This window comes from Candidatus Saccharimonadales bacterium (assembly GCA_035317825.1).
Lineage (GTDB): Bacteria > Patescibacteriota > Saccharimonadia > Saccharimonadales > Saccharimonadaceae > DATHGB01.
Genome location: DATHGB010000012.1, coordinates 16,430 through 41,073, shown reverse-complemented (window position 1 = coordinate 41,073; position 24,644 = coordinate 16,430). Strand labels below are relative to the sequence as shown.

At 45.4% G+C, this 24,644-nt stretch carries 28 protein-coding genes and 1 tRNA gene; 23 read left to right on the top strand and 6 right to left on the bottom strand.

The annotated features are described in order from the left end of the window. Positions 1-122 precede the first annotated feature (122 nt). From VK497_02570 to dnaJ, 8 genes are all read left to right on the top strand, one after another. Entirely contained in the window at positions 123-791 is a 669-nt protein-coding gene (locus VK497_02570) for a GNAT family N-acetyltransferase (protein ID HMI09259.1), read from the top strand. A 95-nt stretch (positions 792-886) separates the two neighbouring features. Further along, positions 887-2,533, top strand: coding sequence for an FAD-binding oxidoreductase (locus VK497_02565; GenBank protein ID HMI09258.1), 1,647 nt, complete (start codon positions 887-889; stop codon positions 2,531-2,533). 6 nt (positions 2,534-2,539) lie between these two features. Further along, positions 2,540-2,971, top strand: a complete 432-nt coding sequence (locus VK497_02560; GenBank protein HMI09257.1) for an HIT domain-containing protein — start codon at positions 2,540-2,542, stop codon at positions 2,969-2,971. A gap of 171 nt (positions 2,972-3,142) precedes the next feature. Beyond that, a complete protein-coding gene (locus tag VK497_02555) occupies positions 3,143-3,553 on the top strand; it encodes a hypothetical protein (protein ID HMI09256.1) in 411 nt (136 codons plus the stop codon). A 105-nt stretch (positions 3,554-3,658) separates the two neighbouring features. Next, positions 3,659-4,246 (top strand): hypothetical protein, encoded by a 588-nt coding sequence (locus VK497_02550; protein ID HMI09255.1) that lies wholly within the window; start codon positions 3,659-3,661, stop codon positions 4,244-4,246. 116 nt (positions 4,247-4,362) lie between these two features. Further along, positions 4,363-6,072 carry a hypothetical protein gene (locus VK497_02545; protein ID HMI09254.1) on the top strand — a complete coding sequence of 570 codons (1,710 nt, stop codon included), beginning with the start codon at positions 4,363-4,365 and terminating at the stop codon, positions 6,070-6,072. Between the two features lie 93 nt (positions 6,073-6,165). After that, a complete protein-coding gene (locus tag VK497_02540) occupies positions 6,166-6,810 on the top strand; it encodes a Crp/Fnr family transcriptional regulator (GenBank protein ID HMI09253.1) in 645 nt (214 codons plus the stop codon). 65 nt (positions 6,811-6,875) lie between these two features. Beyond that, positions 6,876-7,970 (top strand): molecular chaperone DnaJ, encoded by a 1,095-nt coding sequence (gene dnaJ, locus VK497_02535; GenBank protein HMI09252.1) that lies wholly within the window; start codon positions 6,876-6,878, stop codon positions 7,968-7,970. A gap of 24 nt (positions 7,971-7,994) precedes the next feature. Here the strand turns inward: dnaJ and VK497_02530 are convergent, their stop codons facing one another. Next, the gene (locus tag VK497_02530) at positions 7,995-8,999 is read right to left on the bottom strand and encodes a glycosyltransferase (protein ID HMI09251.1); all 1,005 of its coding nucleotides are present in this window, start codon (positions 8,997-8,999) and stop codon (positions 7,995-7,997) included. Further along, positions 8,996-10,225 carry an ATP-grasp domain-containing protein gene (locus tag VK497_02525; protein ID HMI09250.1) on the bottom strand — a complete coding sequence of 410 codons (1,230 nt, stop codon included), beginning with the start codon at positions 10,223-10,225 and terminating at the stop codon, positions 8,996-8,998. Before VK497_02525 ends, VK497_02530 begins: the two co-directional genes overlap by 4 nt. An 85-nt stretch (positions 10,226-10,310) precedes the next feature. Here VK497_02525 and VK497_02520 point away from each other — a divergent pair, with 85 nt between their 5' ends. The 9 genes from VK497_02520 to ruvC all read left to right on the top strand — a co-directional run bounded on the left by VK497_02520 (position 10,311) and on the right by ruvC (position 15,778). Beyond that, positions 10,311-10,775, top strand: a complete 465-nt coding sequence (locus tag VK497_02520) for a RimK/LysX family protein (GenBank protein HMI09249.1) — start codon at positions 10,311-10,313, stop codon at positions 10,773-10,775. Between the two features lie 11 nt (positions 10,776-10,786). Then, complete coding sequence (locus tag VK497_02515) at positions 10,787-11,692, top strand: RimK family alpha-L-glutamate ligase (protein HMI09248.1); 906 nt, start codon at positions 10,787-10,789, stop codon at positions 11,690-11,692. 48 nt (positions 11,693-11,740) lie between these two features. Next, on the top strand, positions 11,741-12,232 hold the full coding sequence (locus VK497_02510; protein ID HMI09247.1) for a DUF192 domain-containing protein: 492 nt from the start codon (positions 11,741-11,743) through the stop codon (positions 12,230-12,232). Continuing rightward, positions 12,229-12,714: a hypothetical protein gene (locus VK497_02505; protein ID HMI09246.1), complete on the top strand. Its 486-nt coding sequence runs from the start codon at positions 12,229-12,231 to the stop codon at positions 12,712-12,714. Before VK497_02510 ends, VK497_02505 begins: the two co-directional genes overlap by 4 nt. 63 nt (positions 12,715-12,777) lie before the next feature. Continuing rightward, a tRNA-Lys gene (locus VK497_02500) sits at positions 12,778-12,854 on the top strand. Positions 12,855-12,945: 91 nt separating this feature from the next. Beyond that, complete coding sequence (locus VK497_02495; protein HMI09245.1) at positions 12,946-13,365, top strand: hypothetical protein; 420 nt, start codon at positions 12,946-12,948, stop codon at positions 13,363-13,365. Positions 13,366-13,495: 130 nt separating this feature from the next. Further along, on the top strand, positions 13,496-14,044 hold the full coding sequence (locus VK497_02490; GenBank protein ID HMI09244.1) for a prepilin-type N-terminal cleavage/methylation domain-containing protein: 549 nt from the start codon (positions 13,496-13,498) through the stop codon (positions 14,042-14,044). A 427-nt stretch (positions 14,045-14,471) separates the two neighbouring features. Continuing rightward, the gene (locus VK497_02485; protein ID HMI09243.1) at positions 14,472-15,197 is read left to right on the top strand and encodes a YebC/PmpR family DNA-binding transcriptional regulator; all 726 of its coding nucleotides are present in this window, start codon (positions 14,472-14,474) and stop codon (positions 15,195-15,197) included. A gap of 104 nt (positions 15,198-15,301) precedes the next feature. Beyond that, a complete protein-coding gene (ruvC, locus tag VK497_02480; protein ID HMI09242.1) occupies positions 15,302-15,778 on the top strand; it encodes a crossover junction endodeoxyribonuclease RuvC in 477 nt (158 codons plus the stop codon). 71 nt (positions 15,779-15,849) lie between these two features. On the opposite strand, the gene VK497_02475 is transcribed toward ruvC, so the two are convergent. After that, the gene (locus tag VK497_02475) at positions 15,850-16,479 is read right to left on the bottom strand and encodes a hypothetical protein (GenBank protein HMI09241.1); all 630 of its coding nucleotides are present in this window, start codon (positions 16,477-16,479) and stop codon (positions 15,850-15,852) included. 195 nt (positions 16,480-16,674) lie between these two features. Between VK497_02475 and VK497_02470 the strand changes: the two genes are divergently transcribed. Genes VK497_02470 through VK497_02455 form a run of 4 tightly spaced genes read left to right on the top strand, consistent with a single transcriptional unit; the run spans position 16,675 to position 21,310 of the window. Further along, positions 16,675-18,870, top strand: coding sequence for a transglycosylase domain-containing protein (locus VK497_02470; protein HMI09240.1), 2,196 nt, complete (start codon positions 16,675-16,677; stop codon positions 18,868-18,870). Between the two features lie 38 nt (positions 18,871-18,908). Further along, positions 18,909-19,487 carry a Holliday junction branch migration protein RuvA gene (gene ruvA / locus VK497_02465; GenBank protein HMI09239.1) on the top strand — a complete coding sequence of 193 codons (579 nt, stop codon included), beginning with the start codon at positions 18,909-18,911 and terminating at the stop codon, positions 19,485-19,487. Between the two features lie 16 nt (positions 19,488-19,503). Further along, complete coding sequence (ruvB, locus tag VK497_02460; protein HMI09238.1) at positions 19,504-20,532, top strand: Holliday junction branch migration DNA helicase RuvB; 1,029 nt, start codon at positions 19,504-19,506, stop codon at positions 20,530-20,532. Between the two features lie 7 nt (positions 20,533-20,539). Continuing rightward, entirely contained in the window at positions 20,540-21,310 is a 771-nt protein-coding gene (locus VK497_02455; protein HMI09237.1) for a PH domain-containing protein, read from the top strand. On the opposite strand, the gene VK497_02450 is transcribed toward VK497_02455, so the two are convergent. Beyond that, entirely contained in the window at positions 21,307-21,693 is a 387-nt protein-coding gene (locus VK497_02450; GenBank protein HMI09236.1) for a type II secretion system protein, read from the bottom strand. The genes VK497_02455 and VK497_02450 overlap by 4 nt on opposite strands. A gap of 66 nt (positions 21,694-21,759) precedes the next feature. Between VK497_02450 and recA the strand changes: the two genes are divergently transcribed. Beyond that, complete coding sequence (gene recA / locus VK497_02445; protein ID HMI09235.1) at positions 21,760-22,797, top strand: recombinase RecA; 1,038 nt, start codon at positions 21,760-21,762, stop codon at positions 22,795-22,797. A gap of 57 nt (positions 22,798-22,854) precedes the next feature. Here the strand turns inward: recA and VK497_02440 are convergent, their stop codons facing one another. Further along, entirely contained in the window at positions 22,855-23,388 is a 534-nt protein-coding gene (locus VK497_02440) for a hypothetical protein (GenBank protein HMI09234.1), read from the bottom strand. Between the two features lie 29 nt (positions 23,389-23,417). Here VK497_02440 and VK497_02435 point away from each other — a divergent pair, with 29 nt between their 5' ends. Then, positions 23,418-24,056 (top strand): RecX family transcriptional regulator, encoded by a 639-nt coding sequence (locus tag VK497_02435; GenBank protein HMI09233.1) that lies wholly within the window; start codon positions 23,418-23,420, stop codon positions 24,054-24,056. A gap of 2 nt (positions 24,057-24,058) precedes the next feature. Here the strand turns inward: VK497_02435 and VK497_02430 are convergent, their stop codons facing one another. Next, positions 24,059-24,634 (bottom strand): hypothetical protein, encoded by a 576-nt coding sequence (locus tag VK497_02430; GenBank protein ID HMI09232.1) that lies wholly within the window; start codon positions 24,632-24,634, stop codon positions 24,059-24,061. Positions 24,635-24,644 lie beyond the last annotated feature (10 nt).

The following is a 24,644-nucleotide window of genomic DNA, read 5'->3' as shown; positions in this document are numbered from 1 at the left end:
TTCTCTTAACACATACTATTTTTGACACTAGATAAGCCTCCGGTCTCGGAGGTTTTTCATTTCCCAGGCGGAGGCTCATCCGGTCTCAAAAGAGACCGATTAACTAAAAGGAGGTCATGATCATGGCATTTGGACCAATCATGCAGCTACAAGTAGGCGATTTAAAGGTCGAACTTGCGCCGCTTACAAAAGACAACATGCCGGAGTTTATCAACCCCGGCATGCAACAGGCAAGCGTTACCCGCTATCTCAGCCGCCGCTCTGCACCCGTACTGGAAGATGAACAGGAATGGTTTGAGCGTATCAGGGAAGAGAAAGAGAGCCTAACGTGGGGGATATATGTCGTCGAGAGTGACGAACGTATCCTTATTGGTGACACGACGCTATTTGACATAACCAAAAACCATATCCACCAAGCAACCAGCGGTTCAATGATCTTCCGCCACGAGTACTGGGGTAAGGGGATCGCGAGCAGTATCCACAAAGCCCGTACCTGGTATGCATTCCAGCATCTGGGGCTGCACAGAATCATGTCAGCGGTGTACCAGGGGAATGTCGCCAGCCTGAAGGCGCTGCAAAAGTCTGGCTATGACCTGGTTTACATCGAGCGAAACACTAGTTTCATCGATGGGACGCTAAGGCATCAGGACAACCTGGAATGTCTCAACCCGAACGACCCTTTTTGGAGTCAATGGTGGCATGGTGAGCGACCGCCGAAGCATTCGCTCGTAGCACGCCGGCAAGCAGTTGACGCGCTTAAATGGGCTTCGCAAAACGTCAGGCTGCTATAGACCAAATCGCTTCGCCTGGATATTATGTCCCGGCGAAGCGATCCCTAGCCTTTTTGCTTGCGCTTACCTCTTAAAAAGTGTTACAGTTGGAGAATATGGATATAAAAACAGAACTCTCGAAGATCTTTAAGGGTGAGGTCGATACTTCAGCTGAAACATTGGAATTTTACAGTCACGACGCAAGCTTATTTGAATTACGTCCGCAGGTCGTTGCATTTCCTTCAAGTAGCGATGATATTAAAGCAGCCGTTAAATTTGTCAACGACAACAAGGCTGAACATCCTGATCTAAATATTACACCGCGAGGACGGGGAACCGACATGTCGGGCGGCGCAGTCAACGAATCTATCATTCTGGACGTCAGTAAGCACATGAATCAACTGTACGAGGCGAGTGCGACTGCCGCGCACGTTCAGCCAGGGATGATGTACAAGGATTTCGAGGTAGAGACATTCAAGCAAGGCAGCCTTATGCCTAGTTACCCGGCCAGTCGTGAATTGGCATCAGTTGGTGGAATGGTTGCCAATAATTCGGGCGGTGAAAAGTCGCTTGAATATGGCAAAACCGATAACTTCGTGACGGAACTTAAAGTAATCCTTGCCGACGGTAATGAATATACGATCGGTCCGTTAAACCGTGATGAGCTCAATGCCAAGATGGGACAGGACGACTACGAGGGCGATTTGTATCGTCGAACGTTCGAACTTCTCGACACGCACTACGACGAAATTCAGGCAGCTGCTCCTAAAGTCAGCAAAGATTCTACGGGCTATCATCTGTGGAACGTTTGGAAACGCGATACGGGTATTTTTGATTTGACTAAATTATTTGTAGGATCTCAAGGGACTTTAGGGATCGTAACGGATATCAAGTTCCGTTTAGTACCAAAAGCACCGCATTCGGGTACGCTTGTTTGTTATATGCACACAATCGATGAGCTTGGTGACGTGATTCCAGCGGTTCTGTCGCATAAACCCGCCACTTTTGAGTGTTTCGATGACAATACTTTGTGGCTGAGCTTTAAGTTCTTCTTTGCCTTTTTAACCCGGCTTGGACTGTGGTCTTGGATCAAGCTTGCACTCCAGCTTATCCCTGATGGATTAATGTTGTTCAAGGGTGTGCCAAAGCTAATTCTATTGATTGAATTTACGGGTGACACCGTTGACGAAGTGAAGCACAAAATTCATACGGCCAGGAAAGACCTTGAACGATTCCATTTCACCTATATGGAAGAGGACGGCACCGAAGCCAAATCACGTAAGTTTTGGTTGATGCGCCGTGAAAGCTTTAACTTGCTTCGATCAAAGGTAAAAGACAAGCACACTGCTCCTTTTATCGACGACTTTGTCGTACCGCCAGCTAGGCTGACTGAATTTTTGCCGGAACTTCGCGAGATAATTAAAAAGTACAAACTTCTTGCAACAATCGCTGGGCATCTAGGCGACGGTAACTTCCACGTTATTCCACTTATGAAGATTGAAGAGCCAAGTGAACGTGCCAAATTAGAACCTGCCATGAAAGAAGTTAACGAGCGCGTACTTTACTACGGTGGATCAGTCTCGGGCGAACACAACGACGGACTTATTCGTGGTCCATGGCTGGAACGGATGTACGGACCGACTGTATTTGGCTATATGAAAGAGATGAAGCATATTTACGATCCGCAAAATATCTTTAATCCACATAAAAAGACTGATGCGAACTGGGACTTTAGTTTTAGCCATATTCGCAAACACTTTTAAAAGAATATGTATCATTACCGAAAAACCTACAAGAAATATGCCCAGAAAAACAAAGACGACAAGCAAAAAGGTACTTCGTGTACGTTCTGTCACAATATAACTCACGAACAAAAGGCTGAAAGTAACGACACGATGCAGGTTGTTTTTAATCGGGTTTCCTATGATGTGTTTGAAGGACGCGCAGTGCTTGACCACCTTATGATTGTGCCTAAGCGGCATGTCGAATCATTAAATGATTTTACGGATCAAGAGAAGCTGGACTTGATGAGCCTTGCAGGCGAGTATGAAGCAAAAGGCTATAACGTATACGCTCGTGGCATGGGCAGTATTACACGTTCGGTTAAGCATCAACACACGCATCTTATTAAAATTAAAAATGGTGCTAAGGCTAAACTAATTTTCTATTTGCAAAAACCTCACTTCTTAATTAACCGTTAGATAGCTTATGTAAAACGTTCTATATGTGAGAATCTTCACATACCGTTCGTTTTTTTAAAGATATTCTTTGATTGGAGAGAAAGTGGGGTTAACATGTGGAGTTATTCATCATCTATCACTCGTTTGAAGATCGCTATTCCTTATCTTTTTGCTAGTAAAGTGCACAGAACGATGTGGGCAATAGGTGCATTCGCGTTGTTCGCGACAGTAGCACCGTTAAGTTTACACTCAAGTAAAGCGACTCAGACTTCCTATGATAAAGTTCAACCGGTTGACATTAAGCTTCCGTCCGCAAATTCAAAAACCTCAGCCAACCAGTCAGATATCGTAGAAACCAGCACAAACACCTCAGCGCAGCCGGATCAAAGCCGGTCTTCTTCTACTGTGCGTATCAACAATCAATCAATACAGTTGCCGCCAAACGGCTCTATTCATAAAACAATTCAAAGCGATGACGGGCAGACCAAGTTAAACGTGTCTATTGATACTTCATCCACAACCGATAATCAGTCTAATTCTTCCACGAGTGTTCAATTAAATATGAGTAGTGAGCAGGAGACGACCATAGAAAATTCTGAATAGAGATTCATCTATGTGGTCGGACGACCCTAGGAATGACACCATTTTCTGAGGTCGGGCGAACACCCGAAAAAACTAATCTACCAATAAGAATAAAGGAGGTCAAAAATGAAAATCAAAAAATCAGTAGGTGCCACGTTATTATCACTGGGTCTTGTAGTTGGTCTTAGTGGTTTCGCATCAGCCGCAACGGGTTCAATTACGAATACCGGCCCCGACTCTTATAATGCCGTTAAGAGTAAAACGATCAATAAGGCAAAGGTTAAAAATAATAATAACCTAAATCTTCACAGCTCAACGTCTCAGAATGGATCTTCTGGTGAAGCTTCATCGGAAGGCAATACGACTGGTGGAGACGCTACGAGCGGTACGGTAGCGCAGGCAAATGCCATGAGCGTTGGTTTAACAGTCGATAATTCTGCCACAACTGGAGCTTTGGGTAGTGGCGGGAACAGCAGCAGTGACTCAGGATCTATTACGCAAACCGGTCCTGATTCTACGAATGTCGTCAAGTCTAAGACGGTCAATAAACTGAAGGTTGAAAACAACAATAACTTCAATATCTCAAGCTCTACAAGCCAAACGGCTACGTCTGGTGAAGCAGAGGTTGAGGATAACACGACTGGTGGCTCAGCCACATCTGGCAATGTATCGAACACTAACTCAACAAGTGTGACGGTGAACCTTAAAAACTAACTCTTGGTTATTTGTCTACATGATAATTTTCCAGGGTGTTTGAGCTTCGGGGAGGATACGACTACATATTCTCCCCGTCCACGGATGAAATTATTTGGTTAAAAAAGGAGGCCGCCATGCAAAAGTTTAAACGTATCATGCGAGTATGTATATCTTATGCGCTCGTGGTAGTGATAGCTGGCGGATATCCTTTGACGGCAATGGCACTTGATGCTGCGCCGAGTCCAACATATACCTATGATCCGATAACGGGTCACTGGAATACGACCACATGGGAATATGATAGCCAATCAGGTACGTACAAGGCTAAATCTACACCAGCACCACCTCCAGAAAATACGCAAATTGTACCTTCAGATCCCGAGACGACTAATGAACAACCTTCGACATCGACAACCGATACCTCAACGGGTACATCGAATGCCGGTGTGAATATTCAAAACGATACGTCTTCGGTAGCGCAGTCAGGGGACGCGGGTGTTTCAGCGAATGCCAGCGCCGGGAACGCAACAAGTGGTAATGCAGCTGCTACGACAACAACTGTGAGCACGGTACATTCTACCGTAGGGGGTGACACGGTCGGCGTTGCTCATTTTACATCCGACATCTACGGAAACGTAACGGGTGATATTACTTTATCGTCAGCGATTGGCGATTTATCGGCGCAGCAATCAAATGCTGATGCGACAACTACGGTTAATAATTCCGCGGCTATAACAAATAACGTTTCGGTCGATGCTGGTAGCGGCGATGCTAACGTTAACCGCAATACCAGTGCCGGGAACGCAACAACAGGTAGTGCAAACGCAGTTGCAAATGTTATAAACCTTATCAATTCAATTATTGCAGCAAATAAATCATTTATTGGAACGATTAATATTTACGGTAATCTGAACGGCGACATACTTATATCACCAGAATTTATTCCTCAACTACTTGCTAGTAATGCACAAGATGCATCCGCTTCTGTGGTGTCGAATGACACTCAGTCTATCGTAAACAACGTACAACTGAGCGCGACGAGTGGATCGGCTGAAGTTACCAATAACACGTCTGCAGGGCAAGCAACAACCGGGACGGCAACAACTAACCTAACTATCCTTAATCTTTCAGGTCACCAAGTAGTTGCAAGCAATAGTCTACTGGTATTCGTGAATGTCCTTGGAACTTGGGTGGGGATTATCGTGGACGCCCCTGGTGCGACGGCGGCGATGCTAGGTAGCGGCGTAACGGATAGTAATGGCGGCCAAGACATAACGGCAAACAACAACAGTCAGATTACGAATAATATTGATGTTACGGCACACTCGGGTAATGCTGGCGTGACGGGCAATACAAGTGCCGGCAACGCGTCGAGTGGCAATGCAACGGCTTCGGCTAACATCCTAAACGTTAATATGAGTAGCTTCGGCCTTTCTGACTGGTTTGGCATATTGTTCATCAACGTATTTGGTCATTGGGACGGAAGCTTTGGTGTCGATACGGCCAGCGGTGATCAACCAGCTTCATCAGCTCCTCCTGTACCAACCGATGCCGGACAGGAGGCTTCACCACCATTTAGCTTAGGATTCGTGCCCAAAACTTCATCTAACCAGCAGAGTTCAGCGGAGACTCCGATACTAGATGACAGCAGCGGGGATACCCAAGCTGCTCCCGAAGTACTTGGAATAACAACTACGGATAATTCTGTACAAAACCAAGTACCTAAAACCACATCAGCTACGCGTGGTATGAATCCATTCCTTGCGATTTTATTGACAGTTCTATTCCTTAGTATTCTCGCAACAATGGCAGTAGGACTAACCCGTAGGAGTAGACTTGCGTAATCTTTACAACGGGTGTATAAAGAGATAAGAAGCCCTCGGGAGCGATATTTGTAGCTCGCTTCAGGCATTAATTCAAGAAAGTAGTCTAAGGGCATGGACACTTTTAAACAATTTATCTCTCACTATCCTCAGCAGTCCTTCAAGAAAGGCGAAACGATTCTCCTAAAAGGGGAGCGTCCAAAATGCGTCTATGTCATAGAGTCGGGTCTCGTCAAAACGTATAGTATTACGAAGACTGGTGACGAACGTCTTGTGTCAATTGGTCGCAAAGATGAAGATTTCCCGGTAGGGTTTGCTTTTGGACTAATCGAAGAATCACAGTATTTTTACGAAGCATTTACCAAATGCACCGTTCGTCTAGTGCCCCATCAAAAGTTTACAAAACATCTCCATGCTAATCCGGAAAGTATGTATAACCGCCAAGTAAAGATGACGATAATTCTCCTTTCGAGTATATCTAGGATTCATGCCCTCGAACAATCAAGAGCTAGTGATAAAGTGGCATTTACGCTTCTGTACATGGCCGATCAACTGGGGGGGATTTTAAAATCGTACAAATTTACCAACCACTTAAAGATCTCGGTCACCCAACAAGAGATCGCTGATTCACTTGGGCTGACGCGCGAAACAACGAATATCGAGCTCAAAAAACTAGAGATGCTTAAACTGATCGCTCACTCTAGAAGAAGCTATATTTTACACATGGAACGACTTCGTGATTATCTTGACCAAGGCTGAATTAGTCATAGGTAAAGTCTTAGCACTCTAGACATGCAAGTGCTAATTTTGTATCATAAATAGAGATGAGCAAACGCGATTATTACGAAGTCCTTGGCGTATCAAAAACCGCCAGTGCAGATGAAATTAAAAAAGCCTTCCGAAAGGCTGCTGTTCAACACCACCCTGATAAAGAAGGTGGTGACGAAGCAAAGTTTAAAGAAATCAACGAAGCATATGAAGTTTTAAAAGATCAGCAAAAACGCCAACGCTATGATCAGTTCGGTCACGCCGGAGTTGGCGGTAATGGTGGTGGCGCAAGTGGTGGCAATCCGTTCGAAGGATTTGGCGGCCAAAACGTTAACTTTGACTTCGGGGATGGTGGCCTGGGTGATATTTTCGGACAGTTCTTTGGTGGCGGTGGCCAGCAACAACGCGGACCAAAACGCGGTCGTGATGTTGAAACTAGCTTAACGCTAACATTTGAACAAGCCGTATTCGGTGTTGAAGAAGAAATCGTTCTAGATATGGACGACGAATGTGAACACTGCCATGGTACAACGGTCGAGCCTGGTCACAGTATGAAAACATGTCCCACCTGTAAAGGTGCTGGCCAGCAAACTCGTGTCATGAATACGATCTTTGGTCAGATTCAGCAAGCTGTTACCTGTGAAACGTGTAAGGGAACAGGTAAAGTACCCGAAAAAGTCTGTACTGTATGTAGAGGTAAGGGAACACAGCGTCGTAAACAATCGGTAACGCTTAAAATTCCTGCTGGTATTGATGATGGCTCGACGATTCGCTTAAAAGAGCGCGGCGAAGCAATTGGTGGGGGCGCAAGAGGTGATCTCTACGTGCATATCCGGGTAAAAGCTCACAAAAAGTTCACCCGCGAAGGCGATATTATTCTATCCGAGGAGCATATTAGTATGATTGATGCGGCTCTTGGGACCGAAATTGAAGTTGAGACAGTGGACGGCAATGTTCGAATGAAAATTCCAGCTGGTACACAGAGCGGTACCGACTTCAAGCTGTCTAATCACGGTGTTCCTCACATGCGCAGTAGCTCACGAGGCGCGCATATTGTCAGTATTCTTGTCGATACGCCGACTAAACTTACAAAAAAGCAAAAAGATCTGCTAGGGCAATTTGATGATGCCAAAAAGCGTGGCATATTCTAAATGAAGGAAAGTATCCTACGAACTTTAGATAGCCAGTAGGTCTTTGTATAAATTATCATATTTTTCTACCATTGTGTGTATGTCAAATCGCTTCGCAAACTCAAAGCAAGCAGAAGCCTGTAGCGTGTCCGCACGTTGAACCGCCGCAGTAAAATCATCCTCGGTCTCACATAAAAAACCAGTCTTATCTTCTTCGACGAGTTCCTTGCGAGAGCCGCCTCTTTTCATAATGATCGGCGTTCCACATGCCTGGGACTCGATCGCGACGAGTCCAAAAGCTTCTCGAATGTCCGCCGGAAATATGACAGCCAGCGCTGAGGCGTAGTATCCGACCAGCTCTTGATGGTTCTTTTGTCCTAAGTAGCGAACCTGCTCTCCGTCAATGTATGACTGTAAGGTATTCCAATACGGAAGATTTTTCTCGGCGACCTTTCCAATTATATCGAGTCCGATGCCGCTTCTTTTTGAAACAGCAAGTGCGGTCTCAAGGTTCTTCTCTGGAGAGATGCGGCCGACAAACAGAAGACGGTTATTCTTCTGAGCATGACGGACGCGAAACAATTCAAGATCAATGCCATGATGAATAAAACCTTTTGATCTAATACCTGATTGGATATCAAAATCATACATATATTGCGTAGGTGGAACCGCCCAAACATTCTTGGGGTTCAAATCTGCCAGTTTTATTACGCTGTCTTTGGGCCACCAGTGCTGCGTGAATACAATCTGCTTTGTAGTCTCGTGGGCTACTTTATAGTGTAAGTCGTCAAAATGACTATGATATATGTCGTGATTATTGCGTAGCGCAGCGCGGAAGGTCTCTAGATTATTATGTTCTTTGTCTTCGGTCGCGTGCTCAATGCCAACGGTGCGTATGTTATCAATAGCCGAGCCAGGGTTACAGTAGATAGTCACCGTATGTCCGCGTTGCGTCTGCAAGCTCGCCAACTGTAAAACCCAATCGTACCTTCCATTATGTGAATCAAGTGGAAATTTTATGCTGTACGGAACGACATGCGCGATGTTCATGTGGTCACGACCTGTATATCTTCTATAGCATTACTACGTGCCGTGAAAGAAGCGATATCCGGGTCTGCAATGCCAATGATAGCCAGTGATTTGTAACCGTCTTTTGCGCATCCCACTTCGTCACCAGGGTGTGCGACTTCATGAAGGTATGCATAGCTTGTCTTTGGCTGTAAATTTTCAAGTTTTAGGAAAGTACTTCTCGATCGCGGAAAAAGTTCATACAGTGCTGCGTAATTTTTAAAGACGCCGTTCATACGAGGTTGATCACCCACCGCATTGCGCGCTTCTTGTTCTAGCATATCGATTCCGTAACTTTGCATATATAAAAATGGCCTGTAGCCTCCGGTTCGCGCACCGATTTCTACGAGCTGAACTTCAGCGTCGTTATAAATAATTTCGACATGTGCTGGCGATGAACGCATATCAAGAGCAGCGATGCCCTCTCTCGCGACTTTAAAAATCTTTGCCTTGAGTACCGGATCAAAATCATTGAGGAGTTTACGGGCATACAGAAAGTTATCATCATATCCTATGTCTTGTGCGGTGACGAGATCGACTATACCATCACAAAAATGGGGTGTACCATCTTGGTCGACAAATGCCGCCACTGAGCACATACGACCCTCGATAAATTTTTCTAGGATAAGACCGGGAGCACGATTTGTCACATGAAGCTTGATGTAAATATCATTAATTTGCTCCAGAGTATTTTTATAGGCGAGTAAAAGCTCGTCTTTAGTGGAGCACTTGGTTACGAGTAGGCTTTTAACCAGATTTGTGGGTTTCAAAATGAGAGGGTAGCCAACTCTCTCCGCGAAATCAAGCAGCTGCTGCTCGGAGTCAACAAATGTAAATTCCGGGGTTATTGCGGTGTTATATCGTAAAAAACGGCTTCTCATCAGGTATTTATCGGTGCAAGCACGTGCGGAGTCTATCGATAAAGAAGGGAGGGATAATGTTTCTGCGGCAATTGCTTTAAAGACAATGTAGTTCTCGTACGGACACAGTAACCCGTCAATTTTCGGAACGTCGGCTGCTTCCTCGAGTGACTTTTTAAAACTGCGCTCGGATGAGTAATCGAGCTCAATGATGTGATCGAAAATATCTTTGTTTTTTAGTACGAGAGATATATCGTGCAGTATGCCCAGCGTATAGCCGGCTGATTTTAACCGCAGTAATGCATCGCGATGTAGATAAGGTTTTCCTACGTAGAAGATTGTTTTCACATATTATTTATAGGTGATAACAGAGTATAAGTCAAGATGTAAGGTATTTACTTTTATACCTCGGTATGTTATAATATAACACATTATGGATAAAAAGAAAAAAATCGGTCGAGCGGAGTATGTGTGGCTTGTGCGCGACGAATTAAAAAAAGTACCTGCTAGAATAGACACTGGAGCAAGAACGTCCTCAATTTGGGCTAGTTATGTTCAAGAAACAGAGGCAGGACTGGAATATATACTTTTTGGGAAAAGCAGCCCGTTTTATACAGGAAAAGTTATCGTTGAACCGACCTATACCGAGATAGTGGTCGCAAGCTCCAACGGACATGTACAAAAAAGGTATAGGGTTCCGCTAACAGTTCAAATTAAAGGCGTCCGTATCAAGACATTCTGTACTTTGGCGGATAGATCAACGCAGGCCTACCCGATTCTTGTCGGTAGAAATACGTTGAGAGGTAAATTCATCGTTGACGTCCAGAACGGACCTCGTTCGCTGAATGCTTTAGATGAGACAAGGTTTAATCAATTGCAATCATTACTGAAAGGTTGATAATACATATTATGAAAATCGCAATTTTATCAAAAGGTAATGCAAATTACTCGACGAAGCGCCTAAAAGAAGTAGCTAAAGCGCGCGGACATGACGTGCGCGTTATTAACTATGCACAATGTTATATCTCTATAGAAAAAGATCAACCGGTTATTCGATATAGAGGTGAATCGCTTGGTCAGTTTGATGCGATTATCCCACGTATCGCGCAAAGTTATACGAAATACGGGACTGCTGTTGTCCGCCAATTCGAATCACAAGGTGCCTATTCAACCGCTAGCTCACTTGCGATCGTGCGTTCACGCGACAAACTGCGTGCATATCAGATTTTAGCTAAAGCTGGCGTTGGAATCCCAAAAACCGTGTTCGCTCGCGAAACCGCTAACTTTGAAGACGTTGTTGAACTTGCGGGCGGTACGCCGCTAATCATCAAAGTTGCTCGAGGCACCCACGGAAATGGTGTTGTACTTGCCGAAACTCCAAAAGCGGCCAAAGCCGTAATGCAGGCATTCTATGTTGAGGGTGTGAACTTCTTGGTACAGGAATTTGTTAAAGAATCTGCAGGTACGGATATTCGCGCGTTTGTTGTTGGTAGCCAAGTTGTGGCAAGCATTGTTCGTCAAAGCCTTGATGATGATTTTCGCTCTAACACTCACCAAGGTGGTGTAGGCAAGATAGTAAAGCTTACTGACGAAGAAACGAAAACAGCTGTTAAAGCTGCCAAAGCCATGGGGCTCAGTATTTGCGGTGTCGACATGATGCGTTCTGAACGCGGACCACTCGTACTCGAGGTTAATTCGTCTGCCAGCCTAAAAACGCCTGAACTTATTACGGGTCGAAATGTCGCCGAAAAAATCATCGAATATATCGAGCTAAACGCTAAGCGCCGCAACAAAAAAGACAAAATCGGCGCCTAGCCACTTACCTGATATAATAATGCCTATGGTATACATGGGCATACGGCAATGAGCAAACGAAGAAGCCCGCTTCTTTCGTGGATGCTTGTAGGGTTTGTCCTCATTCTTGTGGGTGCGGCTGGACTTTATATCTTGTGGCCGCAGCTGCAACCCCGTACGACGCTTCGTATGGGTGATGGAGTATTCAAGACGAGCGTAGCCAGGACGCCTGATGAACGAGAAAAGGGACTTTCAAAGACTCCTAAACTACGCGACGACCAGGCGTTGCTATTTGTATTTGGAACGGACGGGAAGTGGGCGATATGGATGAAAGACATGAACTATCCAATAGATATCGTCTGGCTAGATAAAGATAAAAAAGTGGTCCATATCGTTAAAAACGCCCCACCCGAAAGCTACCCGTACGAAAAGTTTATATCGAAAGAAGATGCCAGGTACGTTGTTGAGGTTTTGGCCGGTACGGCTGACAAGAAATCAATTAAAATAGGAGGGCAGGCGGCCTTTGACGAAAACCACCTAGAAGGAGGCTTTAAGTTATGAGTTTTGTTATCGTATTTTTAATTGTCATCGCTTCCCTATTTGCTCTTACCTTCTTTACGAAACGACGTTTTGGCGTATTGGGGCTCGCGCTTGCTGCCGGGTCGATGCTAGCTACAACCTGGACAGGGGACGTAACGCCTGTTGTTGCCAGTGCTGGTTTTGTCCTAGTCAAACCGCCGCTTCAAAGTGTTGTTGCTGCCGCAATTACATTACTACCCGCATTACTCTTATTAGTAAGCGGGCCAACGTACAAATCACTGCCGCAGCGAATAGGTGGCGCGCTCGCATTTTCTCTTTTTGCCACTGCCCTTCTACTTGATTCATTAGGATCGGCGCTCGTGATCGAGGGCGTAGGTAAAACTGTGTATGACTACATGGTAGAACACAGGACCTTAATTATCACTGCCGGTCTGATACTCGCCATTGTCGATGTTTTCTTAACCAGGACGCCTGGACGGTCTAAATCACCTAGCAAACATTGACAAACTACCCTTTAAAATGCTATCTTTTATAAGTTAGCTTCTCGCTAATAGCATTCACAATTCGGGTCCATAGCTCAGCTGGTTAGAGCACCTGCCTTTTAAGCAGGGTGTCGTGGGTTCAAGCCCCACTGGACCCTCCATGAAATCATTCAAAGATGAGACTAGGCGTCACTAATATAGTGGCGTTTTTGTTTTATTGGGGTAGAAATTATAAACAGCTATAATGAGTCCATGAATATAAGAACTTATCAGCCATCAGACTACAAATCATTGAGAGCCTTATATGAAAATAGTTCGCTGTATGGAGGACAATTCGATGAAGCTCGTGACGGTGAAGAACGTTTACGCAAAAAAATCGAAGCTGACTCAGATGCAATTTTACTTGCAGAGGACGATGCCAGTCTGATTGGCACAGTTTCGCTAATTGATGATGGACGCGTAGCATGGTTATTCCGCTTCGCTGTAGCTGGTAATGATAAAACGGTTGTTGCCGAACTCATTAACAAGGCCCTTGGCATATTAAAAGAAAGAGGGCATACACAAGTACTAGTTTATTCACCAGTTGGCGAAAGTGAGCTAGACAGTCGCTATGAACAGCTCGGCTTTAATAAAGGTGGTGACTACACTTGCTATTGGAAAGATATTGTATAACTACTACTGGGCATTAAGTAAATTACTTCGCTGTTTTCGTATCTCTTTATGAATTAGATCAACGTCCGGAATTTTTAATGAGCTTTTGTATATCTTTTATAAAAACAGTATACTGGTAGGTATTATGCAGGTGGGCAACCTAAAAAAGATTCATACTAAAGGATTCACTCTGGTTGAGCTTTTAGTCGTTATTGTTATCATCAGTATTTTGGCGTCAATTAGCATCATTGCATATAACGGCAGCCAAGGGCGTGCGCGGGATAGCAGGCGACAGAACGATATTGCTGAGCTTGCCAAGGGCCTGGAGCTGTATTATTTGGATAATCATAAATACCCAACCAGTGGCGGCGCAACGGTAATGAGCAATGCTTGGAATACAACGGCAGATGCTAGCTGGCAAACACTTGTGACTGCACTGAAGCCATACATGGACAACAACGTGCCATCCGATCCAACCAGTACGTCAAATGTCAACGTTTTGACACCAGTCGGCTACAATTACGCTTACCTTTCTAATAATGCGGCGACCTCATGCGGAGCGGGCTTTAACCAGATGTATCTGATTGTCTATCGATTAGAAGGTAGTGCGCAGACGAACACGCTCAACGGTAACTGTACGACCGCACCGGTAATAAGTCCGTATGCGAACATTAGTAATTACCGGATGACACGTATTTAAGATTCATATTACTGATTTCGTCTAGAAATACATTGGTTCGAGCCTTTTCGGTCAATCATGTGAAACGAATCTCATTTTCGAGGTTCGTTCTTTTGTTTTTGCTATCCCAGACGGGATAGCTGCATTGCGATTTAACTAAAATTAGAAGCGCATTAGCTACAATACCGGTATTGTAGCTATCTTTTTTAATTACTACCGTTAATCTCTTTTCTCTTTCTCTTATATCTAAATATATACAAGAGATATTCAATATATAACCAAACTCCAAAATTCCGTAAACAACTTTATCAAGACCACTCGAAGTCTTACAGGTCCTATATTCCTATATGGGCATTGATTTGCTTCTGGAGTCTTTAAACTCCGTAGAATAACCTTTCTCCATCTGTTATAATAAAGAAAACGATACAGGTCTTAACGGAGATTTTTTATGTCAGGACACAGCAAGTGGTCAACAATTAAGCGTGAAAAAGGTGCAAAAGACGCCAAGCGTGGTGCTGTATTTACAAAAATTGGTAATCAGATTGCTATTGCGGCTCGTAGTGGAGTCGACCCGACAATGAACTCGGCATTAGCCCTAGCAATTGAGAAGGCTAAACAGGCGAATATGCCTAACAATAATATTCAACGTGCCATCGATCGTGTAAGCGACAAGAACGCCGCCGTCATGGAAGAGGCAACATATGAAGGGTATGGGCCTGGAGGCATGGGTATCATCGTTGAAACAGCGACTGACAACAAAAACCGAACTTACCCAGAAGTGCGCAGTGCTTTTACTAAGAATGGCGGAAGCATGGCAGAACCTGGCAGCGTAGCGTTTCAATTTACGCGAAAGGGCGTTATTCGCGTTGCCGCGAGCGGTGAAGACGCGCTTTTGACCATTCTCGATGCAGGTGCAGAAGATGCCGTTGAAGAAGACGGGGAAGTGATCGTGTACACTGAGCAAAAAGATCTAGCCAAAGTGCGTACAGCACTCATTGACGCAGGTCTAGAAGTGAAAGAAGCCGAACTGCAATACGTTCCTAATGCTCCTGTTGAAATTAGTGATCCAGAGACAGCGCGAAAAGCCTTTAAAGTTCTTGATGCGCTTGATGAGCTAGACGACGTCGTAAACGTTCACACTAATGCCGACATTACGGTCGAACCTGCAGAATAAGCTAGAAGCCTCAACTCATTTCCAGCTATATTTAATTATGACAGGTATTTTAAGCAGAGCTTGTGGTTATGCATGACAACAAGTAACTATCGTATACTAAGACTATGAGAATCATTGGGATTGACCCGGGTACTGGAATCTTGGGGTTTGGCGTTATTGACGCCAAGGCAGGGAGGACGACGCTGGTGACAGCGGGTGTTATTACGACACCCGCACACACTCCCCTTGCGGATAGGCTAGAGGAGATATACCTAGAGCTTACCAGCATCATTAAAGAAACCAAGCCCGAATTTATGGCAATCGAACAACTGTTTTTTGCTAAAAACGTGACGACCGCAATGAGCGTGTCGCATGCCCGTGGCGTTGCAATGTTAACAGGCAAGCAGGCAAAGCTAAAAATCGAAGAGTACACTCCCCTTCAAATCAAACAAACAATTACAGGGTATGGCAAGGCTGATAAAAAGCAGGTACAAGAAATGGTGCGAATCCAGCTAGGATTAAAAGACGTGCCAAAACCCGATGACTGCGCCGATGCACTTGCCGCCGCAATTATGTGCGCGTTTATGATTAAAATGCAGTAGTCTAAAAGGCGAAAAAGCCGCTTCCCCTGCAGGTGCAGGGAATGCGGCTTCTTCTGTTCACGATGATCGTCTTACTGTTGCTCTTGCGCTTCGTCGAGCTGAGCGCGTAGAGCAGCAAGGCCGTCGAAACCGTACTTTTCCTTGAACCGCGCGACAAGCTGATGCGCCTCACGGGTCATCGGCCCTTGAAGACGTAGCCGCTTCTCCTCTTGCTCTCGCTGGAGAAATTGCATCTCACGCCTCATCTTCCAGCCTGCATGGCGCGCGAAGCCTTCAGCCATGTCTCTGAAGAAGTCTTCGATCTTTGGGCTGTCTTGGTGCTCGGCGATGAGGGATTGAAGTGCGGGCGACGGGTCGAGCACTACTTGGTAGGGACGACTACCCTGAGGTGCTCTGCGGCAAAGCTTGAGACGCCTTACCGATTCGCGTAGTTGGTAGTCCTCGTACTCGTCCCTGGTGTACTCCTTCTCCACCTCCTCGAAGCCCATCAGAATGACTTCATTGAGAATCTTCTGGAGGGGTACGCAGACCTGATTGTCGTCGTTGATCCTGTACCGCCCAGCAAGCGTCATAGCGACGCCTACATAGGTCAGTGTGGGAAGTGACCAGAGAGGCCGCGTCGCGAAGTCATCGCGTCGCAAGTCACCTGTGAGCACTTTTCTCACTATTTCGAGTTGCTCTGCTTCAGTAAGGTACGCCATCTCTTCTCCTTGCTAGGAGCGAACAGAAGTGTATTTATTTTATCATATTTATTGGTAAAAGTCAATCCCAGTACTATACTCGTGTATGGAAATTGTAATAATCTACCGATATGAGATAATAAGTAGCAGTATGAAGATATGTCATACCGATGCAGGGTGGGGCAATTTTAAGCTTGAAAGTAGTATACTAATCATATGATCCGTCAAGGAAAATATACCAAAAAGGTATCACCTGTCAGAAAAGCAAAACGAACAACCCGGCGTCACTGGCGCTGGTTTAGCAAAATGTCAAAAAAGAAAAAGATTGCCGTTATTGCGGCACCCGTCATTCTATTTCTAGCGCTGACTCCCCTATTCACCTACGCATTTTATTACAACGATATTGCCGATCAAGAACGGTTGATGAACCGAAATAACACGGGAATTGTTTTAACGGACAAAAATGGCAAAGTCTTTTACGAAACTGGTCGCGCCGAGCATCGTAAGATGATTCCACTAAGTGAAATATCTGATAACGTCGAGCATGCACTTGTAGCAGCTGAAGATAAAGACTTTTATAAACACGATGGCTTTTCGGTCACGGGTATTTTCCGGTCTCTCTACGGCAATCTTTTAGCTGGGCAGGTGACAGGTGGGGGATCCACCTTGACGCAGCAGCTGGCAAAGAATACGCTACTAACCACAAAGCAGACATTCCTGCGAAAATACCAGGAACTGACGATTTCAATTGCTATTGAGCAGCGGTACAGTAAAGATCAAATCCTTGAAATGTATCTGAACTCGGCCTTTTTCGGAGGGAACATATTTGGCATAGAGGACGCGGCACAGGCATACTTTGGAAAGTCGGCTAAAGACCTGGACCTTGCGCAAAGTTCAATGCTCATTGGAATTTTGCCATCACCAAATAACTACTCCCCTACCCTTGGCAATATTGAATACGCAACCGAGCGTCAGAATACCGTACTATCCCGAATGGTGACGAACGGGTATATTACCGAAGCTGAGAAGGCGACGACTAAAGCCGAAGTATTAGCCTACCAACCGATGACTGATACGGCCAATAACAATGCACCGCACTTCACGCAGATGGTATTAGACGAACTATATAAAAAGTACGGGGAAGACAACGTTGCACGTTCAGGGTATCAGGTAAAGACAACCCTTGATTTAACGCTTCAAAAACAATTGACTGATAATATCGCCAATCACATGAATTATATTCAGCGAAACGGGGGTTCAAATGCAGGCGGGATAGCCGTTGACCCGACAACGGGTGAGGTACGGGCACTCGTGGGTAGCGCAGACTGGAACAATACGGATTGGGGTAAGGTGAACATGGCGACAACAGCACGCCAGCCTGGGTCTAGCTTTAAGCCTATTTATTACAGTCGCGGGCTCGTGGATAATATCATTACGCCTGCGACAATCTTGCAAGATGTAAAGACTGATTTTGGCGGCTATAGCCCGCAAAATGCTAGCCGAACGTTTAGCGGTAACGTCTCGGTACGGAACGCTTTGGCACGATCACTCAACATTCCAGCGGTAAAAGTACTGCAAAAAGTAGGTATCGATACAGCGATCGAACAAGCCAAAACAATGGGTATTACAACAATTGATAGCAATAAAAACTATGGCCTAGCACTCGCCCTTGGAACCGCAGAAGTGCCTCTGATGCAAATGACCAACGCGTATGCGGCATTTGCCAATCAGGGTCAGCAGTACGATACGACAATCATTAAACAAGTGAACGATAAGTACGATAATAATATTTTCAAAGCCAACGAAAAGGCCAAAACGGTTATCAGTAAAGAAGGCGCGTACCTAATATCGGATATTTTGTCTGATAATAGTGCGCGTGCCCCGATATTCGGTTCGTCTTTGACAGTGAGCGGCAAAACGGCGGCGGTTAAAACGGGGACAACAGATGATCAGCGCGACGCTTGGACAATCGGCTATACGCCGCAGCTAGCAGTCGGCGTATGGGTAGGGAATAATGATAACCATGCCATGCTTAACGGTGGGTCGGGAATGGCCGGACCGATTTGGGTGAATACGATGAAACAGGGTTTGCAGGGGGTTGCTGACACGAAATTCCCAGCGCCGTCTGGAGTTGTACAGCGAGCTGTCTGCTATAGCAATGGCGGGCTTGCCTCAAGTAGCGGTAACGGCACATATAACGAGTATTTCCTTGCCTGGGGATTGCCAACAGCGACATGTACGCCAGTAGCACCTCCAAAGAAGGAAGAAGAAAAACCTAAAGAAGAAGAACCGACAACAGAGACACCAGTAACGCCGACGACACCCACAACTCCAACCACGCCAATAGATCCGGGAACTGGCGGGGGAGGTACGACCCCAACAACTCCTGTTATTCCACCTATCAATCCGTAATGCTTCGTAAAGCGCGGTAGTATGTCATAATAATAGATATGATTGCACATGTCTCTGGGGTTGCCTCTGAAAAATTTAATTCTTCGATAATAGTTGATGTTCACGGTGTCGGGTATGAAGTTGCTGTTGCGCTTGGCGACTTCGAGCAGACGCTTCTTAACGAGCCAGTGAAGTTTTACACGCATCACCATATTCGAGAACAATCGCAGGAACTCTTTGGGTTTACAAGTTTAGCGGCTAAAAAACTGTTTGAAATGCTTATTACCGTGCAGGGTGTTGGCCCAAAGGCTGCACTTTCAATCTTGAGTTTAGGTGAAAGCGAAACGGTTCGCAATGCGATTGCAAATGCTGATAGCGCGTTTATAACCAAGGCAAGCGGTGTCGGCAAGCGTATTGCAGAGCGTGTGGTCGTTGATCTGACCGACAAAGTCGGCCTAGCGATCCGAACTAATGTGAGTAACGAAGGCGCATCGAAGCAGCTTGCACATAGCGATGAAGCACTCGAAGCGTTAATGGCACTCGGCTATAACCTGAATGACGCCACAAGAGCTCTGGAGGGCATCTCGACTGATCTTTCAACAGCTGACCGGGTAACGCAGGCGCTAAGAAGTAAATAATGAATAGGCACGAATTATGGCAGTAGAACGGATTGTAGACACAAGCGTCCACGACGACGATAGTGATGAGCAGCAAATTGAAGTGACCCTGCGTCCGCAGAACTTTTCGGAATACATTGGCCAGGAACGGCTGAAAAAGAACCTAAAATTAGCGATAGACGCGGCCAAAAAACGTAACGAGCCTATTGATCACGTCCTTTTATATGGCCCTCCAGGACTAGGCAAGACCACAATGGCAACCGTTATCGCTAATGAAATGGGAACAAATATTCGCGTTACTGCAGGACCGGCGATTGAGCGAGCAGGCGATCTTGCGAGTATATTGACAAACTTAGACGATGGCGACGTGTTATTTATTGACGAGATTCACAGGCTTAGCCATGCCGTCGAAGAAGTACTGTATAGTGCGATGGAAGACTTTAAACTCGATATCGTTATCGGTAAAGGGCCAGCTGCGCGAAGTGTGCGCCTTGATTTGCCTAGGTTCACGGTGATTGGCGCAACGACAAGAACTGGTGCGTTGACCGCTCCTCTCCGAGACCGCTTTGGCCATATCTACCGTCATGAATTTTATACCCCTGGGGAAATATCACAGATTATTGCAAGGTCATCAGGAATTCTAGAGAGTAAAATTCACGCAGAAGCTGCCCAGATGCTTTCAACCCGCGCACGCTTGACGCCACGTATCGCTAACCGTTTGCTAAAACGCGTTCGTGACTACGCGGATGTTAATGGCGACGGTATTATCGATACGATTACGACCACCAAAGCACTTGAAATGATGGAGATCGATGAATTAGGGCTAGACCCCGCAGACCGTAATATGCTGCTTAGTATCATTGATAACTATGGTAATAATCCCGTAGGACTTAATACGATCGCGGCCCTAACCGGTGACGAAGCGACAACAATCGAGGATTTCTACGAACCCTATCTTTTGCAGCTTGGATTTATTGAGCGTACCCCTCGGGGTCGTCGAGTAACAGCAAAAGCGTACGTTCACCTCGGCCGAAAACCAGCCGAAAACCAGCAAGAATTGCTATAATAACTGTATGGATCAGAACCCACCTCCACCAATTCCGCCCAATCTTCCTCCTCAGCCTCAAAAGCCGGTAGCGGGTGATCAAACTCCAGAGCCTGTCGCCTATGATAGCGAGGGCCGCCCACTGTATGCCGCGCCTCCTACCTCAACACCACAAGTTGTTCATATGACCCGAGCGGTATCTCCTGAAAAGCCTGAAATAACCCCGGAAGTAAAAGCAAGGCATGAAGATTCTATGCGTCGCTACCCGCAGCTTAACCTTAGCGATGAAGAGTTCGTTATCAGCGCGGTGCGTCGTCATCCAATCGGACTGGTATTGCCTGTGGGTTTGACGGTATTTTGTGTTGCTCTTGTTCTTTCGCTCATGATTAATTACCCACTGATTGTCGAATCACTAGGAGTTCTTAACCCTCCATCGTATGCTTCGATTTTCTTTAGCGGCAGCCTTTTGACGCTTCTTTTCTTGATTGGTGGATATATTGCTGTTTGGGTATATATAAACAACCGCTTCTTCCTTACGAACGAAAGTGTTATTCAAGAGATTCAAACGAGCCTGTTCTCAAAACACGAACAGACGGTTAGTTTGTCTAATATCGAAGACGCGAGTTATCGTCAGAATGGATTGATACAATCTATGCTGGATTACGGCTCGATCCGCCTCAGCACCGAGGGTGATGAAACAACCTACCGCTTTAACTATGTCTCTAATCCCAAGCGAGAAATAGCTACGCTGAATAATGCCGTTGAGGCGTTCAAGAATGGCCGTCCGGTCGTAGATTAACGGTTCGTTTTAACGTAATCTGCTTCTTTTTCAAGACTTGTACGAAGTGAGTAACCCTTACATTTGTTGTCTTCGCAGTTCGTAGGTTCATAACGGTAACTTGAATCTTTGTCTCCTACTTTGAATCCATTTGGATCAGTGAAAAGACCAGGGTCCATTGCACGAAGTACCTTACTGTCGATGGTGGTAGGGTAGTAGCCGTTTTTTTCGAAAAATACTTCTTCAAGGTTGTAATACATTGCGTTGATCGCAATTTTTCGGTTATCATCACGCTCGGTTGCGGCTAGGTTGTTTTTCTGTATGAGTAAAAGAGCTGCGGTGACGCCAACTACGGCAATCACGACGATTAGCTCTATAACGGTAAATCCTTTAGAGTGTTTCATTGTCACCATTATAGCAAATTTTGCCAAACTCTAGCGTATAATAGATATAGATAAGAGAGGGAGAATATGGCTAAAAAGACTGAAAAACCAGAAATGGCTGAAAAATCAACGACCAATGAAGGCAAACTAAAAGCACTTGGTCTTGCAATGGATCAAATCACCAAACAATTTGGTGATGGGTCAATTATGAAATTAGGTGAAGCGCACAAAGTAGATGTCGAATTAATTTCGTCGGGCGCACTGAGCCTTGACTTGGCCCTTGGTGGTGGCTATCCAAAAGGCCGTATCATTGAGGTTTACGGACCTGAGAGTTCAGGTAAGACAACGTTAACCCTGCATGCTATTGCTGAAGTGCAAAAAGCCGGCGGAACAGCGGCGTTCATCGATGCAGAGCACGCACTTGACCCAGCCTATGCAAAGCGACTAGGCGTTGATACGGATAACCTGCTTGTTTCACAGCCGGATAACGGCGAACAAGCACTAGAGATTGCTGAAACGCTTGTTCGTTCAAATGCTGTTGATCTTGTTGTCGTTGACTCGGTTGCAGCCCTGGTTCCTCAGGCTGAAATTGACGGTGAAATGGGCGATAGCCATATGGGTCTCCAAGCTCGTTTGATGAGCCAGGCGCTCCGTAAGCTAACTGGTATTATCAGCAAAAGCAAAACAACCGTCATCTTCATCAACCAGATTCGTATGAAGATTGGTGTTATGTTTGGCAACCCCGAAACGACCACGGGTGGTAATGCGCTTAAATTTTACGCATCAGTCCGACTGGATATCCGCCGCACCGGCCAGATTAAATCGGGCGAAGATATAGTAGGTAACCGGACTAAGGTGAAGGTGGTGAAAAACAAGATTGCCCCTCCATTCCGTATTGCCGAATTCGATATCATGTATAACGAAGGTATCTCGGGCACTGGTGACGTACTTGACCTAGCCGTCCAGCATGGCATTGTAGGCAAAGCTGGCGCATGGTTCGACTATAACGAAGCCAAAATTGGCCAAGGCCGTGAAGCTACCAAAGTCTATCTGAAAGAAAACCCTAAAGTTCTTGCGGAGATCGACAAAAAGGTTCGCGTAAAGGTTGCTGAAGAAGCCGCCTAAAAAGCTCTTGGTGCGCTCACTTTAAAACTACGGGTCTCGTAACGAGACCCGTAGTTTTTATTTAACGAGAGAATCCCTCTTGGCCTGCTTGTTCCAGGCAAGCTGCCACAATAGGGCAAAGAGAAGACTAGAAATGATGTTAAGCACAGCGATAATATTCAAGGCAATACGAGCAAAAGTTTCGGCGTCCTGCATGCTAATCTTAGCACCTTCTTGGATAGTAAGCTGTCTGGCTGTCTCAAGGATAATTGGATCGGATGCAAAGGGCAGGACCGTCATTGTGATGATAGTGAAGGCATATGCGCCAAACAAAAGGTACAAACCGTCCTTTTGTTTTTTATAAAGAAATACAACCCCGGCTATCATCAATAGAGTGGTGATATACTGACCAAACGTGATGCAGGTTAGGATCGGGGCATCGTGAACATAGCGTAGGGAATCACCTATTCCGCTAAACCCAGTGAGGCCAAATATAGCACTTATTGTGGTAAGAATAAGTAAAATGAGGTAAAAAGCCGTGTATTTAGACGTAGGTGGTTCGGCGCTACTCATTTTCCAGCTAGCCTTTGATGTTTGTTTGGGTTTTGTCATGCCTTTAGTATATCAGCTATACTGAGACAATGAAGATCACTGGCATTACCGCACAGCAGAAAGACAGGGACCGCGTCAACGTGATGGTTGACGGCAAGTATCGATTCAGTCTGGATATTCTACAGGTGGCCGATCTAGGTATTCGCATAGGCAAAGAATATACCGACGAAGAACTACTGGAACTAGAGACCGAGAGCCAATTTGGAAAATTATACACAAGAGCACTCGAATATAGCCTGATGCGGCCTCATAGTATGCGTGAAGTTCGTGACTATCTATATCGTAAGACGCGCGACGCCAGAACGAAGACCGGCCAAATTAAAAAAGGCGTCAGTGTAGAGCTAACAAATCGAGTTTTTGATCGTTTGCTCGAAAAAGGCTATGTCGATGATGAAAAATTCACGCGTTTTTGGGTAGAGAATCGCAATCTTACAAAAGGTGCCAGTCAAAGAAAGATTATATCCGAGCTTCGCAGCAAGGGTGTCGAATCATCAATTATCGAACACTTTGTTGACCAATCCCCTAGAAATGATACAGACGAATTACAGAAGGTTATTGCCAAGAAGCGCGCGCGCTATCCGGACGCACAAAAACTCATGCAATATTTAGCTAGGCAGGGTTTTAGCTATGACGATATAAAGCAGGCTCTTGCCGAAAGCGAAGAATAAAGTTATTTTTGATCAATTTGTTCCGCGTTCGCGCTTTTACGAAATGGGTTAACATATGCGGTGCGAACCGAAGGTATAGCAGGCTGAGGAATTTTTGCCTGTGAATGGACCACGATCGCATGATCGTTAATCTCGGTAATTTGCGACCGGTGAATCAAAAGTTCTGTGTCGTTCAAACTTTTTAGAAGAGGTCGTTTGACGCTTAGTTGTTGAATTAAAAAGCCAGTCGTATCAATAGTGTAGGCACTGACCTTACCAAGCTTTCGCCTTTTTTCATCAATGACACGCATACCAACAATATCGAAATGAAGCTTATATATTTCATCAAGCTTAATAATATCGTCAGGCGTGACAAATTCATCACTTGAATCGACGATAATACCAATATCGCTAAACTCTCGTACGTCCGCGACCCGCAGGAGTGAAGGGTGAAGGTCAAGGAGCGGGCCATTTACTTCATAGGCGATGATTTCAAGTTTAGCAGGGTCGATAATAGGGCGGCTAGTCCTTGCAAGTTCGCTGCCTGTCTGTAATCCCAAAACGGGTGCGTCTATGAGTCGAGATCCAGCGAGTAACATACTTTTAGTA

Excerpts from the sequence above, each read along its gene's own strand:
- VK497_02570 (HMI09259.1), top strand. The coding sequence starts at position 123 with ATGGCATTTGGACCAATCATGCAGCTACAAGTAGGCGATTTAAAGGTC.
- VK497_02565 (HMI09258.1), top strand. The coding sequence starts at position 887 with ATGGATATAAAAACAGAACTCTCGAAGATCTTTAAGGGTGAGGTCGAT.
- VK497_02560 (HMI09257.1), top strand. The coding sequence starts at position 2,540 with ATGTATCATTACCGAAAAACCTACAAGAAATATGCCCAGAAAAACAAA.
- VK497_02555 (HMI09256.1), top strand. The coding sequence starts at position 3,143 with ATGTGGGCAATAGGTGCATTCGCGTTGTTCGCGACAGTAGCACCGTTA.
- VK497_02550 (HMI09255.1), top strand. The coding sequence starts at position 3,659 with ATGAAAATCAAAAAATCAGTAGGTGCCACGTTATTATCACTGGGTCTT.
- VK497_02545 (HMI09254.1), top strand. The coding sequence starts at position 4,363 with ATGCAAAAGTTTAAACGTATCATGCGAGTATGTATATCTTATGCGCTC.
- VK497_02540 (HMI09253.1), top strand. The coding sequence starts at position 6,166 with ATGGACACTTTTAAACAATTTATCTCTCACTATCCTCAGCAGTCCTTC.
- dnaJ (HMI09252.1), top strand. The coding sequence starts at position 6,876 with ATGAGCAAACGCGATTATTACGAAGTCCTTGGCGTATCAAAAACCGCC.
- VK497_02530 (HMI09251.1), bottom strand. The coding sequence starts at position 8,999 with ATGAACATCGCGCATGTCGTTCCGTACAGCATAAAATTTCCACTTGAT.
- VK497_02520 (HMI09249.1), top strand. The coding sequence starts at position 10,311 with ATGGATAAAAAGAAAAAAATCGGTCGAGCGGAGTATGTGTGGCTTGTG.
- VK497_02515 (HMI09248.1), top strand. The coding sequence starts at position 10,787 with ATGAAAATCGCAATTTTATCAAAAGGTAATGCAAATTACTCGACGAAG.
- VK497_02510 (HMI09247.1), top strand. The coding sequence starts at position 11,741 with ATGAGCAAACGAAGAAGCCCGCTTCTTTCGTGGATGCTTGTAGGGTTT.
- VK497_02505 (HMI09246.1), top strand. The coding sequence starts at position 12,229 with ATGAGTTTTGTTATCGTATTTTTAATTGTCATCGCTTCCCTATTTGCT.
- VK497_02495 (HMI09245.1), top strand. The coding sequence starts at position 12,946 with ATGAATATAAGAACTTATCAGCCATCAGACTACAAATCATTGAGAGCC.
- VK497_02485 (HMI09243.1), top strand. The coding sequence starts at position 14,472 with ATGTCAGGACACAGCAAGTGGTCAACAATTAAGCGTGAAAAAGGTGCA.
- ruvC (HMI09242.1), top strand. The coding sequence starts at position 15,302 with ATGAGAATCATTGGGATTGACCCGGGTACTGGAATCTTGGGGTTTGGC.
- VK497_02475 (HMI09241.1), bottom strand. The coding sequence starts at position 16,479 with ATGGCGTACCTTACTGAAGCAGAGCAACTCGAAATAGTGAGAAAAGTG.
- VK497_02470 (HMI09240.1), top strand. The coding sequence starts at position 16,675 with ATGATCCGTCAAGGAAAATATACCAAAAAGGTATCACCTGTCAGAAAA.
- ruvA (HMI09239.1), top strand. The coding sequence starts at position 18,909 with ATGATTGCACATGTCTCTGGGGTTGCCTCTGAAAAATTTAATTCTTCG.
- ruvB (HMI09238.1), top strand. The coding sequence starts at position 19,504 with ATGGCAGTAGAACGGATTGTAGACACAAGCGTCCACGACGACGATAGT.
- VK497_02455 (HMI09237.1), top strand. The coding sequence starts at position 20,540 with ATGGATCAGAACCCACCTCCACCAATTCCGCCCAATCTTCCTCCTCAG.
- VK497_02450 (HMI09236.1), bottom strand. The coding sequence starts at position 21,693 with ATGAAACACTCTAAAGGATTTACCGTTATAGAGCTAATCGTCGTGATT.
- recA (HMI09235.1), top strand. The coding sequence starts at position 21,760 with ATGGCTAAAAAGACTGAAAAACCAGAAATGGCTGAAAAATCAACGACC.
- VK497_02440 (HMI09234.1), bottom strand. The coding sequence starts at position 23,388 with ATGACAAAACCCAAACAAACATCAAAGGCTAGCTGGAAAATGAGTAGC.
- VK497_02435 (HMI09233.1), top strand. The coding sequence starts at position 23,418 with ATGAAGATCACTGGCATTACCGCACAGCAGAAAGACAGGGACCGCGTC.
- VK497_02430 (HMI09232.1), bottom strand. The coding sequence starts at position 24,634 with ATGTTACTCGCTGGATCTCGACTCATAGACGCACCCGTTTTGGGATTA.